The sequence below is a fragment of the Caballeronia sp. S22 genome (assembly GCF_964261745.1).
Lineage (GTDB): Bacteria > Pseudomonadota > Gammaproteobacteria > Burkholderiales > Burkholderiaceae > Caballeronia > Caballeronia jiangsuensis.
Genome location: NZ_OZ180040.1, coordinates 579,332 through 593,320 on the forward strand (window position 1 = coordinate 579,332; position 13,989 = coordinate 593,320).

Below are 13,989 nucleotides of genomic sequence, written 5' to 3' on the forward strand. Positions count from 1 at the left end.
GGAGACCTGGGGAGTATTGTCATCGTGGCCACCGCAACCACCCAAACCGGCCGCCAGGCAGATACCGACCAAGAGGGTAAAAGCACCCCTGCGCTGCTTCAAGTTATTGATCTTAGAAAAAGTCACGTGGGTTCCTGTAGCAGGCTGGGCGGACAACGTCTTTACACTACTTCGCCCGAGGTTGGATTCATTACGGCAACGCAGGAGCATAGGGCGCTTGCGTGACAATACGGTTGCATTCTTCGTACAGGGTTGAGGTCGGGCAATCTGATGCCGTGTACGCAGGCTGGCGCAAGGACAACAAACCGACAAACGTCATCGTTCGCCTCTTGGGGCGATAGACAGGGGTTCCACGCAGAGCTTCTGTGGCGTTCCCAGCCTCGTGCGCTGCTTTGGGGTACTACAAGTTTGGCGAACCCCGAGCGAAACGGTGGTGCCCGGCCTGCAGGCTAACGCGACGAGCATGGCGTCGAATGGGCGCGCCGGTGCAGAAGCGGCGCAATAAAGCTGCGACAAAGCGCGCTTCTGCAGGCTCCTACTGCAACAAACCCGGTGACGCGCAAGATCGTGACCGACCAGTTGCGCAGCTGTCCGACCGCGGAGGCGGAAATCCCCAACTCGCTCACGTCACGCATGCATTTGAAGGCGGATGCTCGCGCTAACAATGGCGCGGAGAACAGTCACCCGCCGACGCGAACGCCAGATGTGAGGCTTACGCGAACCCGAACGCACGCCGACATTTCTTTCCGGCTTCGGTTCGATCCGGCAGCACTTCGCGTTGCCCGGACACCGGATGAATGCCTCGCATCATCGTGTTGAACTCGAGGAACGCTTTAGATACTATGAGGGCAGCAGAAGCAAAGCCCATGGAGTAGAACGGAACGTGCAAACCGTTTTCTTCGTGGGAGTACGCAAATGAACACGCCCGGCATGACCCGTAGTGGACAGGATGCAAAGGTGGTCGGCTCGTTGTACGTCGCCTTCGAGTTGGGCGACAGAAGCTGGAATCTTTGTCTTGGCGATGGCGTTTGCTCGCCGAGTCGGTGTACGGTGGCTGCCGGTGATACCGCGGCAGTCCTGAAGGCGATTGCGAGAGCGAAGGTGCGCTGCCGCCTGCCCGATGATGCTCCAGTTCGCAGCTGCTACGAGGCCGGACGTGATGGCTTCTGGCTGCACCGCTGGGCGAGCGCGCATGGGATCTCCAACCTGGTGGTGGACCCTGCTAGCATCGAGGTAAGCCGGCGGGCACGCCGCGCAAAGACCGACCGGCTCGACGCCGACCGGCTGCTCGCGATGCTGATGCGCTACCACGCGGGCGAACGGCGGCTATGGGCGATCGCACGTATCCCGAGCCCTGAGCAGGAAGATGAACGGCGCGTGCATCGGGAACTCGGCCGCCTTCGGCAGGAGCGCACGGCGCACAGCAACCGTGTCCGCTCGCTGCTGGTGCTGCACAACCTGCGCACTGAACACATCGGTGGGCGCACCTGGGGACGCTGGTGGGCGGAACACGCTGCGCAACTCCTGCCGGACCTGCGTGCCGAGATTGAACGTGAACTCGAGCGACTCGCTCTTGTCGCCCGCCAGATCAGGACGCTTGAGACAATGCAGGCTCATCAGGTGCGCAACGGCGAGCAGCCGGCCATTGCGGGATTGGCACGGCTGGCGGGTATTGGCACCGGCAGTGCATGGACACTCGTGAAGGAACTGTTCGGATGGCGTCGGTTTGGTAATCGCCGCGAACTCGCCGGCTGTCTCGGCCTCGCGCCAACGCCATATGCAAGCGGCACCAGTGAAGCCGAACAAGGCATCAGCAAGGCGGGCAACAAGCGGGTGCGGTGGCTGATGGTGGAGCTTGCATGGAGCTGGCTACGCTTCCAGCCGGCCAGCGAGCTGAGCAAATGGTTCAACCAGCGCTTCAGCGATGCGGGCAAGCGTTCGCGTCGCATCGGCATTGTCGCGCTCGCACGCCGTCTTGCAATCGCGATATGGCGCTATCTTGAACATGGCGAGATTCCGGCAGGAGCAAGGCTCAAACCGGTGGCAGCGGCAAAGCTGTAACCCGAGCAGCGACCATCATTCAACGCAGGTCAGGCAGGTTTGCGCACCCGGACAGTAAGAGGGTTGCCCAGTGGGTAACCGTAGTTTTAGATGGGGTGCGTTGGTAACGGAGTGGCCCCAGCGCTCTGCGCATGCGGTATGTGGTGACCGGCCTGGTGCCGGCACGGATAGAAGTTACAACGGGCAGACCGCCCGGATATCAGACACTCCGGCCTCTAGCGTCCTGCTGAACGGTCACATACGAAGGATTACAAACAGACATAGAGATATCCAGAACCATCAAACGGAGGCTGTTGAATCGAGGAAAGCACATCGTAAAAGGGCTTGACTTCCAATGCCCCATAGAAGTCTTACTGTGTCATAAAACTCATGGCATTATAGGAGCTTCTTCATCCTTTGCATGAGGAAGTGATGGACTGGGAGACGTCGTTCGACGATTATTTGGAACATCTATGTGAGGCAGTCAGACATAGCGATCGCCACGCCGGGTTGATTGGCTATTGCCAAGGCTTGATGCTGCCGATCCGGCGCAAGAGCGTGGAGCCGCTGGCAGCACATCTGGAACCTCAGCGGGTGAGTGCGCGGCATCAATCACTTCATCACTTCGTGTCGAAATCGGAATGGTCTGACGCCGCGTTACTCGAGCAAGTGCGTCGCTGGGTGCTGCCGCACATGGATCCGGCAAAGGGCCTGTACTGGATCATCGATGACACGGGCTTCCCGAAGAAGGGAAAGCATTCGGTTGGGGTGGCGCGGCAATATTGCGGGCAACTGGGCAAACAGGATAACTGCCAGGTGGCCGTGAGCCTGTCGGTGGTCACCGAAGAGGCAAGCCTGCCGGTGGCTTATCAGCTTTATCTGCCACAGGAATGGGCCGATGATCCGCTACGGCGGGCGCAGGCTGGCGTGCCCGATGAGATCGGGTTTGCGACCAAGCCGCAGATCGCACTCACGCAGTTGCGCGAGGCCCGGCAAAGCGGTGCACCGGACGGTGTCGTACTGGCAGATGCAGGATACGGAAACGACACTGCGTTTCGCGATGCCCTCAGCGAAATCGGCTTGCAATATGCGGTGGGTATCCAATCGAGCACCCGTGTATGGGCGCCGGGCACTGCGCCGCTGCCCGCCGCGCCATCCGGCGGCAAGCCTGGCCGACCGAGAAGTCTGCAGCGCCGTGTACCGGGGCATGAACCGGCATCGGTCAAAGAGTTGGCCGTCGGGCTCGACGCTTCCCGCTATCGTACGGTTTCGTGGCGTGAAGGCACCCGCGCTACGCTCAGTTCGCGATTCGCAGCGGTGCGTGTGCGCGCCTCACACCGCGATTACTGGCGGCCCACGCCGCGCGACGAGGAATGGCTGCTGGTTGAATGGCCCGATGGCGAGCCCGAGCCAATCAAATACTGGCTCTCGACCCTGGCCGCAGGCACGCCTGTGGACCGCCTCGTTCAGGTTGCAAAAATGCGTTGGCGCATCGAGCGTGATTACCAGGACCTGAAGCAGGAATTTGGCCTCGGACACTTTGAGGGGCGCGGCTGGCGCGGGTTTCATCACCATGCATCGCTATGCATTGCCGCTTACGGCTTCCTCGTTGCTCAGCGCTTCATTCAGGGAGGCAGTAAAAAAAACGCTGCGATCCGCGACACATCTGGCTTACCCTCGGACTACGTGCCACGCGGCTCCCCAGCGCGCGCAGCGCCACGTGGCTGACTCGATTGCCACGCTGCGCTGGTGCATCGCTGCGCACGTCGCTAAGCGGCTCCAGCGATGCCCATTCTGCAGCTCTGCGTCGACATATTTTATGACACAGTAAGATTAGCAGGCCGCTGAAATACTGACGGCAGAGGTCATCGCAGGAAGTGCCTGAAGCGTTGATAGAAGGACCTGACTTGCCCCCTGGAGATCATGCGCGGCGCCGACACATTCACCGAGAGTTTGTTTTCCTTCCGCAAGCTCGACGACTTCGTTCCAGCGTCGCATCCGCTGCGCTCGATTCGCGTGATGGCGAACGAAGCGCTCGCCAAGATGGATCGGGTGTTCGCCGAGATGTACGAAGTCGACACAAAAGGTGGGCGGCCGAGCATCGCGCCGGAGAAGCTGGTGCGGGCAATGTTGATTCAGATCCTCTACAGTGTCCGCTCGGAGCGGCAATTGATGGAGCAGGTGCGTGCGGAGAAATTCGCGCTTACGGTTGATCAAGCACGATGCGGTCATTAAATTTCGAAAGAGGCGTTTTTCCTCAGTCGTCTTTGTGGAAGATACCGGCCAACTGGCCCAGTGTGATGGGCTTGATTGGTGGTCGAATACGGTAATAGCCGACTTCTGCGGGAGAGACCTTTCGCTCGTCCGCGATGACCTCTGCGACCGTGAGCCCGCACATGCGTCCTTGGCAGGGGCCCATCCCACAACGATTGAACGCTTTAATCTGGTTTGGTCCCACGCATCCAAGGGAGACAGAACGTCGAATTTCTCCGGCAGTCACCTCCTCGCACCTGCACACCAATACCACGTCTGCGGGCACCCGATTAGCGTCGCTCGGTCGATAAAGCGAGTCCAGGAACGGGCGGATGTAAAGCTGCTGCGAAAGGCGTGCGCGCAATTTTGTGGCCAGCCTGGAGAACTCAACGTCGCGAATCTTGCCGTGCCGCCGGGCAATCTCAAGGCCACAAATTTCGCCTTGAGTCGCCGCCGCTTTGGCTCCAGCAATTCCACCGCCGTCCCCGACGATGAAGAACCCGGGGATGTCGAGTTCGAAAACATCGCTGCGTTTGGGGATCCAACAGAGTTGCATATCGTCCCAGCGATGCGCCGCTCGAATTGACCACGAAACCTGGGTGTTTGGAACGACGCCTTGGTGGAGAAGAATCAAACCGGCATCAATCCGATGGCTTTGATTGTTTGCGGTGAACGATAGCGCCTCCGCAGCAGATGCTCCCTCGACACAAAGGTTTGTTGCGCCGTGATACACAGGAACCCGAGCCTGGCGAAGCGTTCGCAGCAAACCGACGCCTTTCGCCAAGTCTTTCCAACCGAGCAAAGCACCCACCACGTGCTTTGCTGCGCGGCGCTTATCGGAAAAAGTCGTTGTTTCGACGAACGCCTTGATAGGCACCTTTGCCCGCAGGTACTGCCATGCAAGCAGATACAGGAGCGGCCCACAACCTGCCAGGACGACTGGCTGCCGAGGAATCGTGCCAGACGCCTTCAGTAAAATTTGAGCAGCACCCGCGGTCATTACGCCGGGCAACGACCACCCTGGAATTGGGAAGGGGCGCTCCATAGCGCCGGTCGCAATAACAATCTGCTTGCCCGTTACTGATTTCGTTTGTTCTTTCTGTACGTATTGGACAGTTCTTTCTGCAGTGACTTGCCAAACCTGAGCGCCCCGTTCATGGCGCACGTTACTTGATTCAAATGCTGATGCGATATCCTTCCCAGCTGAGTAGTCCGGGCCGAGCAGGGTCAGTAGCTTATCGTCAGTGCGAGTAATCGATCGATATATCTGACCGCCAACCGCCTCTTGCTCGTCCAAAAGCACGACGCTCAATCCTGCCTGCGCTGACGCGGTGGCTGCAGTCATACCAGCCGGCCCGGCTCCGATTACTACTACATCAAATGATTCTGGCGTCACTAACGCTACTCCTGGTGCAGTTGGGCCGCTGGTGCATCGTCATCGACTGCGTGACGAACCTGGCGTGCACCTTCTTGAGAACGAACGACCATCCCATCCCGTACGGTCTGGAGGCAGCTCTGGGTATTGGGCAGGCCGTCGACTTCAACAAGACACTCGAAACAGACGCCCATCATGCAAAACGGCGCCCGTGGGGCGGCGTTCACCGGCGTGCTACGAAAGCGCCGAACGCCGGTAAGCAGTAGAGCGGCGGCAAGGTTGCACCCGGCGGGCACCTGATAGTCGACGCCGTCGAACGATATGCGTACCGTCGGACCCTGCGGAGTCGGTAGTTGCTCAAACAGTGAATCAGTCGACATGGGAGAAGGCTTCATAGGGTTTCAGGAAGCGGTCTGCGGAGAAGATTTGGATATCGGGGGGCATCGCACCGCCTGTGAGCCAGTTGCCAAGGCGCAAGGAGTGCGCAGAGGCTAATGTGATTCCGCTGTGGCAACTGACGTTGAACGCGCCTGGATGAGTTTCAGACTCTTGATAGATTGGAAAGCCGTCCGGTGTCATCACACGAAGTGCGCCCCAAGCGCGCAGGAGTCGAACGTCGCGTAGCAGCGGGAAGGCCCGTACGCCCCGAGCAGCAATCTCCGAGAGGACGTCGGTCGTCACTCCGTTGTGGAAGCCCACGTCTTCCAGCGAGTCACCCAACTGAACCGTTCCTTCGTTCGTCTGCCGGACCGTCACTGTCGGATGATGAAGAAACGGCGCGACACGCTCGCTTATCAAGACCTGGCCACGTATCGGAACGACAGGCGCGTTAAGCCCAACCATCGGAGCGAGGTCTTTGTTTCCCAAGCCGGCCGCCAGGATGACGCGCGCCGTCGTCCATCTGCCACGTTGTCCATGTACGACGAATCCGCCGGGTTGCGGCTCGATGTGTTGCACGCGCTCAGAATTGACCAAATCCCCGTGACGATTAGCCAACCCTCGTCGCAAGGCAAGCAATAGCTTGAGGGGATTGACGTGCCCGTCCATCGGAGAATAAGTCGCTCCAGCAACAGACTTCCCGACACCGGGAAGACGCGCAGCAAGGTCAGCCGGCTGCAAGACTTCGAAGGGATAGTCGCCGTCTGCCTCCTCAGCAATCTGCGAAAGCTGGCATGCGCGCTCCTCCAACTCTTCGTCGGAAAAGCACAAATCGAAGCCGCCGGGCTGGAGCAGTTGTGTGTCCACATCAGTCTCAGCGAGCAAAGCGGCGGCAAGAGACGGCCAGAGTGCCGCGGATGCACGTGTCCATGTGGTGTAACCTGGCTTTCCGGCGCCTTTACCTTGGACCCAAACTAAGCCGAAGTTGCCGACTGAGGCGCCGAACGCATCATCTCCTTCGTCGATTATCAGGACTTTCGCGCCCTCCCGCGCAATTCCGAAAGCGACGGCAGACCCAACCAGTCCACCACCGATGACGACTGCGTCGTAGGACTTTGATATTTCGAGTGTTGTCATTACTGCGTTCTCAGAGTGCAGGCCGCGTTAGCTCAGCCCGTCACTTACCTGTCTATGTTGGCGTCGAGCGTTCGCCCAGTTCCCGGTTGATTTGTGCACTTGCGGGTGGCGTGGGGCGCACGGGCCCTAAACAATCGCCACCCATCGGACCAGCCATTGGGCGACTGAAGGAATTTGACCCAGGGTCCATTAGTACCGTCGACAGCCCTCGGTTGTCGTTTTGCGTCGTTACGAATCTTGAGCCGCCATGTTTATGCGGTCAAATGCGAATACAATAGGCCTCTATGCCAAATTGATATAGGTAAGATGAAGCTGCGCCAGATTGAAGCTTTCCGTGCGGTCATGCAGGCGGGGTCGACCACTGGGGCCGCCCAGGAGTTACACACATCTCAATCGAATGTCAGCCGCCTTATCAGTCAGCTCGAAATCGACACGCGGCTTGTCCTGTTCGAGCGTACGGGCGGCCGCCTCATCCCAAAGCCTGAGGCGAAGGCGTTGTTCAGAGAAGTAGAGCGAGCCTTCGTCGGTCTGAAAAGCCTAACCTATGCTGCCGACACTATCCGCAACCTGGGAAGCGGCCGACTGCGAATCGCGTCAATCCCCGGAATCGGACTCAGCTTCTTGCCACGCGTGGTTCAGCGATTCAAGCAGTCTCGACCCGATGTCACTGTCTCGATTCATACGAACACGTCTAATACGGTTGAGCAGTGGGTGTCTTCGCAGTTCTGCGATGTCGGCATCGTAGCTTTCGTCTCTGCCGCCGCGACATGCCAAGTTGACGCGCTCCCCGACGCCGAGGTTGTTTGCATTCTGCCGAAGAACCATAGACTCGCCGGGAAAAGCAAGGTAAAGGCGACAGACCTGCAGGGGGAGGAATACATCTCCCTGGTGCATGGCGATGGGTCGAGAGAGGAGACCGACCGGCTATTCGAGCGGGAGGGCGTCTCACGCAACATGTCGCTCGAAGCACAATACAGTGCCAGTTGCTGCGAGATGGTCAAGGTTGGGTTGGGCGTGACGTTAGCCCATCCATTGGTAGCATCGGATTTCGTGGGGCAAGGAGTCAAAATCCTGCCGTTCTCCCCATCCATGAACTATCCCAATTTTCTTTTGTATCCGCCGCATGGCTCCATGTCGCAGCTGGCCGAACAGTTCGTCCAACTGTTACGGGACCAGTTCGAGCGAGAAATCGCCGGGTGGCGGAAGTAGCTCTTCCTGTCGGCGCGCGGCACTACCGCACACTGCCGCCTCTTCGCACAGCTAGTCACGTTGCGGGCTATTTCGTCCGGCATCGCAGCCGCTGTATCAGTGGATTCAGGCTTCTCGTGACCGGTTGTGCGTAAGCTCAAACTCTCCGTCACGCAGTATCGCCAGGCACGACTCGACGCGCGCTGCGGGGCTGTCGCTTACCAGTCACTCGCAACCCACCCCCATCCACGCTGCAGACACTCGGCTCATTGGTGCGTCCAATCGCCACCAGGCAAATGCAGCGGTGCCGCTCTCACCTCCGTGGGTCGACCCTATCTCATTTTTGCATAACCTGTCGATTTATTCGCATTGGACGCGATTGACACGACCCGCGCATCATTCGCCTAAGCGTTGACGACCGGCAACCGCCCCGTGAAATCAGCAGGGCGCCGACGGATGTCTAGCGCCAAAGGCGGCTATATGAAGCACAACAAACGTCGCTTCGATTCAGTCAAGAACAGGTGAACGTTCGATTTACGGACGCTCCTGCCAGTCGCAAACAGGAGTCTTGCAATGAAGTTGAAGATGATTATCGCCGCGTTGTGCGTTGTCTGCGTGCCGTTGGCAGCAGCAGACACCGTCAAGCAAATCCGATTTGGTGTCGATAGTTCGTACCCTCCGTTTGAATCCAAGACGGCCAGCGGCGAGTTGGCTGGATTCGATATCGACCTTGGCAATGCAATCTGTGCCAAGCTCAACGCGAAATGCGTCTGGGTCGAGAATTCGTTCGACGGCATGATTCCAGCTCTGCAGGCGCGCAAGTTCGATGCAATCAATTCCTCTATGTCGAAGAACGAGCAACGACTCAAGGTGATTGACTTCACGAACAAGCTCTACGCGCCCGTCGAGGCGTTGATCGTCAAAAAGGGCTCCCCGCTGGTGGCTACAGCTGAGTCGCTCAAGGGCAAACGAGTTGGTGTACTGCAAGGCAGCACTCAGGAGACCTACGCTCGTAAGTATTGGGCGGGGAGCGGTGTCGAGGTTGTCCCTTACCAAACGCAAGACCTCATTTGGCCTGACCTCATCGCAGGTCGTGTCGACGCGGCCATGGCCTTCGCTCCTCAAGCAGACGCCGGCTTCCTGAAGACCCCTCCGGGCAAGGACTTCGTCTTTGCGCAAGGCCCTGCCATCAAAGACGAATCCATTTTTGGCCCGGGCGTTAGCATCGGCATCAGAAAGGACGACACGGAGCTCCGCGACGCTATCAACGGCGCTATCGATAGCCTGAGAAAAGACGGTACGTACGACAAGATTGCGAAGAAGTATTTCAACTTCAACATCTACGGTGGCTGAGCCGGGCAAGCCGATTCGCGACAGGGCATCCTGGCTTCCGGGGCTGCGCAATCTTGCGCCACCCTGCCGAATAGTTGTCTACAGCGCCGACCACGGGCGCAAAAGATACAGCGTACACGCGTTAACGGGCGAGCAGAATTGGCCCACCTGGCCGTGTGATTTGCATCGAAATTTGACGCACGTGATTGAATGTCATGCTCAATATTTGAGCAGGGGATACAGAGGTGATCACGGTGGGTATGCTGGCCAAGATCAGGCGGATGTATTTCCGCGAGAACGTGCCGTTGCGTGAGATCGCACGGCGAACGGGGTTGTCGCGCAACACGATCCGAACGTGGCTGCGTCAACCAGAAGCAGCGGAGCCGAAGTACCCGAAGCGGGTCAGTCCGAGCGTGGTGGACGCATGGGCTGGACAGCTTGAGGAATGGCTGAAGGCCGACAGCCACCGGCCCAGACGCGAGCGCCGCACGGGGCGCTTTATGTTCGAGGCGATTCGCGCACAGGGCTACGGCGGCAGCTACACGCGTGTGAGCATATTCGTGCGGCGCTGGCGCGAGCGGCAGGCGCAGGCTCCTCGCCGCCAGGCTTATGTTCCACTGGCGTTTGAGCTGGCAGAATAATCGCAAGCTTGCGATTATTCTGCAGGTTTGAACTCAAGCCGCATCGGTACATCCGGCATGAGCTCCGCCTTCAATTGTTGAAGCAGCCTGTAGACGGATGAGTAGCTTCCCGCGTAGCCGTGGTTGCGCACCAGCGCGCCGTGAATCGTCGTGCCGGGCACGCCCGCGTCGTGCCACTGGGCAATCTGTTCGCGCCACGGTTCGGCCGACGAGATACAGCTCGCGGGCAGGAACTCCTTGCGACTGAACACTGTAGCAAGCTGCGCGTCATCCGGCAGAGCGTTGTCCGGAGAAAGCCACCCGCGCTCGGTTGCGATCTCCCGCACGGCTGCCAGCTTCTTACGGCCCATGATTTTCGACCGGTCGATATCCCGGTCGGAGTCACCCTGGCGCATTCGCACCAGAACCTGTCGATATTGGTACATCTCGAACTTCCTCTTCAAGCCACCCTCCGGAGCAAATGCGTGCCGGGAGGGTGGCGGTTGGCGAAGTTCGAGCGCCCGACTCAGATGCCAGTGGCGCCTTTGTGCCGAAAACGGTTTGGCTCCTTAACGGCGAAAGTTCACACTGTGTCACGGATCGGCGTAATGGAGCCGGGGACGATCGGCGTAAAGGCGCCACTTGGAGGGGTTCGGAAACGCAGTTTCGAACGCCGTCAAGAATGCTAGTTCTTGGTCCGTTTTTAAAATGCCTGAAACAGGCAATTCGGGCATGGATTTCGGCACGCGATAACTGTCGCCGTCGAGGATGATCCGATACGCGCCGTGGCGCAGCCGATCGAGGGTGGCGGCGCCGAGCATGCGGTTGGCCGGGAACGCATCGCCCCATTCGCTGAAGTCCAGATTGCTCGTCAAGACCAGGACCCGCGGCGCTCATAACGCTCGGCGACGACGTCGTGAAACGCTTCGTCATGCGGCGCGGTGATGGGTTTGAGCGCGAAGTCGTCGACGATGATCAGCGGCACGCGCACCAAGTTGCTGCAGGCGGCGCTCGTAGTCGCCGACGGCGCGTGCGGCATGCAACGTGTTGAGCAGCTTGGTTCGCGTGAGGAACAGCACGTCGTGCCCCTGACGCGCGGCGCAGTGCCCCAGCGCCTGCGCCTGCGACTTGCCGACGCCGGTCGGCCCGGCGATTAGCACGTTGGCGGTCTCCTGCAGGTAACGGCCGGTGGCCAGGTCCTGGATGACGGCACGGTTCAGTTTGCTATCCTGTTCGGTGACCGATTATGCAGGCGCATGGATAATCCGTGTTGTTCAACCGCCTCGCCCACAAAAATGCGGACAAGTTCCCATGGCGGGCGGCATCGGCATTCCAGTGCTTATCAATGGATTCTACGGCGACCCGGCTGTGATTGCCGCGCTCGGCATGTTTTCCGCCTATGCCGGTGTGCTTGTGACACCGATGGCCGCGCACTTTAATCTTATTCCGTCCGCCTTATTGGAACTGCCCGACCGTTACGGTGTTATCAAGGCGCAGGCCCCGACCGCGCTCATGGTTCTCGTCGTCAATGCTGTGCTTTTGTACTATCTGATGTAGTTGGATCCACGTCCATTGGTCTCCGCGTCTGAGCCTGCTTCATGCGAGAGGGCGTTCGCCACTTCGGTGGCGAACGCCCTTGCGAGCGAGGATATCGCCGTTGACTCCGGGAAGATAATAGCGAAACGCGAAGCAAGTGCCCCCTCAAGCGGTCTTGTGACAACATTGCCGTGAGCAAAAATCTCGGCAGTGAATCCCGATACGATTGAAATTCCAAGCCCCTGCGCAACCAGCGCTGCTGCGATGAGCGAATTTGGTGTTTCCGCGATGACATTCGGAAAAGCATTCGCCTGCGACAGCGCCTCATCAATCTGGTAGCGAACGTAGCTGTGTTGCGACAGCAGCACCATCCGCTCGTCGTGCAAATCTCCAAAGCTAACGCTCTTCTTCGATGCCAGCCGATGCTCGCGCGGCATGATAACCACAGAATTTCCAGGCGCGAGTGGTTCAACGATAACAGAGGCTCGAGACACCGGGAGTTCGACGATCCCCACGTCATATTGACCGGTTGAAACCAGTTCGGCAATCTGCCGGGACGGAAGGCTTTGGACTGTCGCCGTGACCGACGGCCGCGACTGCAACAGCGTGCTCAATGCTCGTGGGACTACCGTGAGCGAGAGTGCTGGGAGAGACGCGACTCGCACGGCCCCCGCTCGCTGAAATCGAATGTCCTGTGCAGCCTGACCAATTCTCTCTGCGCCGATGTACAGCCTTTCGACCTCGCGGTAGAGGGTCTGTGCCTCGGCAGTCGGAAAGAGACGCCTTCCTCGTCTCTCAAATAGCTTGAAACCAAGTTGAAGCTCAAGAAGGGCGATTGTCCGGCTGACTGCCGGTTGCGTCACGTTCATCAGAGTCGCCGCGCCCACGACAGTGCCTGTCAACATGACGGCTCGAAACGCCTCGATATGGCGAAGATTCGGTGCGTTTCTCATATATAACATCTAGGCATATGCAGGTGCGCAGTTTTACATATTCTTCGTATTTTGTGTCTACTACGATTCTCTCATTCCAGTCGCGCACCCCAACTAAGCATTAGGGTTTATTCCTAGATTTTTTCCGGAGACAAGCAATTGAATACATATCTCAAAGTCATAAGTGCGCTTGCCCTGACCGCGCTCGTCACCAACGCGAATGCGGATACGACGATCTACGTGGGCGGGTATGGCGGCTCGACCGAGAAGCTGCTCAAGGAAAAGCTCATTCCGGAATTTGAAAAAAGAGAGGCGGGCGTGAAGGTTGTCTATGTCGCGGGCAACTCGACCGATATCCTCGCGAAGCTCGAAGCCCAGAAGGGACGCCAGGAGCTTTCCGTAGCGATCATTGATGATGGCCCGATGTACCAGGCCGTCGGGCAAGCCCTCTGCGCGCCAGTAGAACAAACCGGGGCTGTGCGAGACCTTTATCCCCTCGCCAGAATGGCCGGCGACCGTTCCGTGGGCATAGGAATGCTTGCCGTTGGCCTTGTCTACAACAAGGATGTTTTCGCCAAGCGTGGGTGGGCGCCGCCAACCTCATGGAGCGATCTTGCCGACCCGAAGTATCAGGGCAAGGTCGTCATCCCTCCGATCAGTAACGGATACGGCCTTCTGACATTGCTGATGATGGCACGGATCAACGGCGGCAGTGAAACGAACATCGATCCAGGGTTTCAGGCCCTCACCAAGAAAGTCAGTCCCAATGTTCTCGCGTGGGAGCCGTCGCCAGGAAATATGGCGCAGATGCTGCAGACCGGTGAAGCGGCGCTTGCAGTTTGGGGAAACGGTCGCGTTCAGGACGTGATCAATCAGGGAGCTCCAGTGGCGTTCGTGTATCCGAAGGAAGGAGCCTTCGCGTTGATGAGCGCTGCCTGTCCCGTAGCAGGAGCGCCGCAACCGACACTCGCACAACGCTTCCTGCAATTTCTCGTCTCCCCGGAGGCGCAGACGAGTTTTGCAACCGTATCCGGCTGGGGGCCGGTGAACAAGACGGTCACGTTGCCTGCAGCGGTGGCGGCAAAGGTTGTTTCCGGCCCGGATAAGGTCAAGTCGTTGATTATGCCGAACTACGACGTAGTTAACGTGAAGCGTGCCGAGTGGACAGCGCGCTGGAATCGGTCGGTCGAACACTAAG

The 13,989-nt window shown here is 58.8% G+C and carries 9 protein-coding genes and 5 pseudogenes; 8 read left to right on the top strand and 6 right to left on the bottom strand.

Features of this window, described 5'->3' with window-relative positions:
* The first annotated feature begins 915 nt into the window (after positions 1-915).
* From ACEN42_RS41130 to ACEN42_RS41140, 3 genes and pseudogenes are all read left to right on the top strand, one after another.
* Positions 916-2,061 (top strand): IS110 family transposase, encoded by a 1,146-nt coding sequence (locus ACEN42_RS41130; RefSeq protein WP_371884091.1) that lies wholly within the window; start codon positions 916-918, stop codon positions 2,059-2,061.
* A 411-nt stretch (positions 2,062-2,472) separates the two neighbouring features.
* A complete protein-coding gene (locus ACEN42_RS41135) occupies positions 2,473-3,768 on the top strand; it encodes an IS701 family transposase (protein WP_371884092.1) in 1,296 nt (431 codons plus the stop codon).
* Positions 3,769-3,963: 195 nt separating this feature from the next.
* Positions 3,964-4,224 (top strand): annotated as a pseudogene (locus ACEN42_RS41140) (transposase); the annotation flags it as partial.
* A gap of 73 nt (positions 4,225-4,297) precedes the next feature.
* Here the strand turns inward: ACEN42_RS41140 and ACEN42_RS41145 are convergent.
* The 3 genes from ACEN42_RS41145 to ACEN42_RS41155 are packed head-to-tail and all read right to left on the bottom strand — an operon-like array spanning position 4,298 to position 7,183.
* Entirely contained in the window at positions 4,298-5,638 is a 1,341-nt protein-coding gene (locus ACEN42_RS41145; protein WP_371884093.1) for an NAD(P)/FAD-dependent oxidoreductase, read from the bottom strand.
* A gap of 56 nt (positions 5,639-5,694) precedes the next feature.
* A complete protein-coding gene (locus ACEN42_RS41150; RefSeq protein WP_371884094.1) occupies positions 5,695-6,063 on the bottom strand; it encodes a (2Fe-2S)-binding protein in 369 nt (122 codons plus the stop codon).
* Positions 6,038-7,183 carry an NAD(P)/FAD-dependent oxidoreductase gene (locus ACEN42_RS41155; RefSeq protein ID WP_371884095.1) on the bottom strand — a complete coding sequence of 382 codons (1,146 nt, stop codon included), beginning with the start codon at positions 7,181-7,183 and terminating at the stop codon, positions 6,038-6,040. The genes ACEN42_RS41150 and ACEN42_RS41155 overlap by 26 nt, the downstream gene beginning before the upstream one ends.
* 306 nt (positions 7,184-7,489) lie before the next feature.
* On the opposite strand from ACEN42_RS41155, the gene ACEN42_RS41160 reads away from it, so the two are divergent.
* The 3 genes and pseudogenes from ACEN42_RS41160 to ACEN42_RS41170 all read left to right on the top strand — a co-directional run.
* Positions 7,490-8,392 (top strand): LysR substrate-binding domain-containing protein, encoded by a 903-nt coding sequence (locus ACEN42_RS41160; protein WP_371884096.1) that lies wholly within the window; start codon positions 7,490-7,492, stop codon positions 8,390-8,392.
* A 558-nt stretch (positions 8,393-8,950) separates the two neighbouring features.
* Positions 8,951-9,724, top strand: a complete 774-nt coding sequence (locus tag ACEN42_RS41165) for an ABC transporter substrate-binding protein (protein ID WP_371884684.1) — start codon at positions 8,951-8,953, stop codon at positions 9,722-9,724.
* Between the two features lie 233 nt (positions 9,725-9,957).
* Positions 9,958-10,341, top strand: a pseudogene (locus ACEN42_RS41170) (IS21 family transposase); the annotation flags it as partial.
* A gap of 20 nt (positions 10,342-10,361) precedes the next feature.
* Here ACEN42_RS41170 and ACEN42_RS41175 read toward each other — a convergent pair.
* Together ACEN42_RS41175 and ACEN42_RS41180 are read right to left on the bottom strand one after the other, a co-directional pair.
* Positions 10,362-10,769, bottom strand: a pseudogene (locus tag ACEN42_RS41175) (IS21 family transposase); the annotation flags it as partial.
* A gap of 147 nt (positions 10,770-10,916) precedes the next feature.
* A pseudogene (locus ACEN42_RS41180) lies at positions 10,917-11,543 on the bottom strand (ATP-binding protein).
* A 91-nt stretch (positions 11,544-11,634) separates the two neighbouring features.
* On the opposite strand from ACEN42_RS41180, the pseudogene ACEN42_RS41185 reads away from it, so the two are divergent.
* A pseudogene (locus ACEN42_RS41185) lies at positions 11,635-11,880 on the top strand (5-oxoproline transporter, DUF979 family subunit); the annotation flags it as partial.
* Here the strand turns inward: ACEN42_RS41185 and ACEN42_RS41190 are convergent.
* Positions 11,868-12,764, bottom strand: a complete 897-nt coding sequence (locus tag ACEN42_RS41190) for a LysR family transcriptional regulator (RefSeq protein ID WP_371884097.1) — start codon at positions 12,762-12,764, stop codon at positions 11,868-11,870. The pseudogene ACEN42_RS41185 and the gene ACEN42_RS41190 sit on opposite strands and share 13 nt — an antisense overlap.
* 186 nt (positions 12,765-12,950) lie before the next feature.
* On the opposite strand from ACEN42_RS41190, the gene ACEN42_RS41195 reads away from it, so the two are divergent.
* Positions 12,951-13,988 (top strand): ABC transporter substrate-binding protein, encoded by a 1,038-nt coding sequence (locus ACEN42_RS41195; protein WP_371884098.1) that lies wholly within the window; start codon positions 12,951-12,953, stop codon positions 13,986-13,988.
* Position 13,989: the final 1 nt, after the last annotated feature.

Coding starts and splice junctions, on each gene's coding strand:
- ACEN42_RS41135 (WP_371884092.1), top strand. CDS start 2,473: ATGGACTGGGAGACGTCGTTCGACGATTATTTGGAACATCTATGTGAG.
- ACEN42_RS41130 (WP_371884091.1), top strand. CDS start 916: ATGAACACGCCCGGCATGACCCGTAGTGGACAGGATGCAAAGGTGGTC.
- ACEN42_RS41150 (WP_371884094.1), bottom strand. CDS start 6,063: ATGAAGCCTTCTCCCATGTCGACTGATTCACTGTTTGAGCAACTACCG.
- ACEN42_RS41155 (WP_371884095.1), bottom strand. CDS start 7,183: ATGACAACACTCGAAATATCAAAGTCCTACGACGCAGTCGTCATCGGT.
- ACEN42_RS41145 (WP_371884093.1), bottom strand. CDS start 5,638: ATGACTGCAGCCACCGCGTCAGCGCAGGCAGGATTGAGCGTCGTGCTT.
- ACEN42_RS41190 (WP_371884097.1), bottom strand. CDS start 12,764: ATGTTGACAGGCACTGTCGTGGGCGCGGCGACTCTGATGAACGTGACG.
- ACEN42_RS41160 (WP_371884096.1), top strand. CDS start 7,490: ATGAAGCTGCGCCAGATTGAAGCTTTCCGTGCGGTCATGCAGGCGGGG.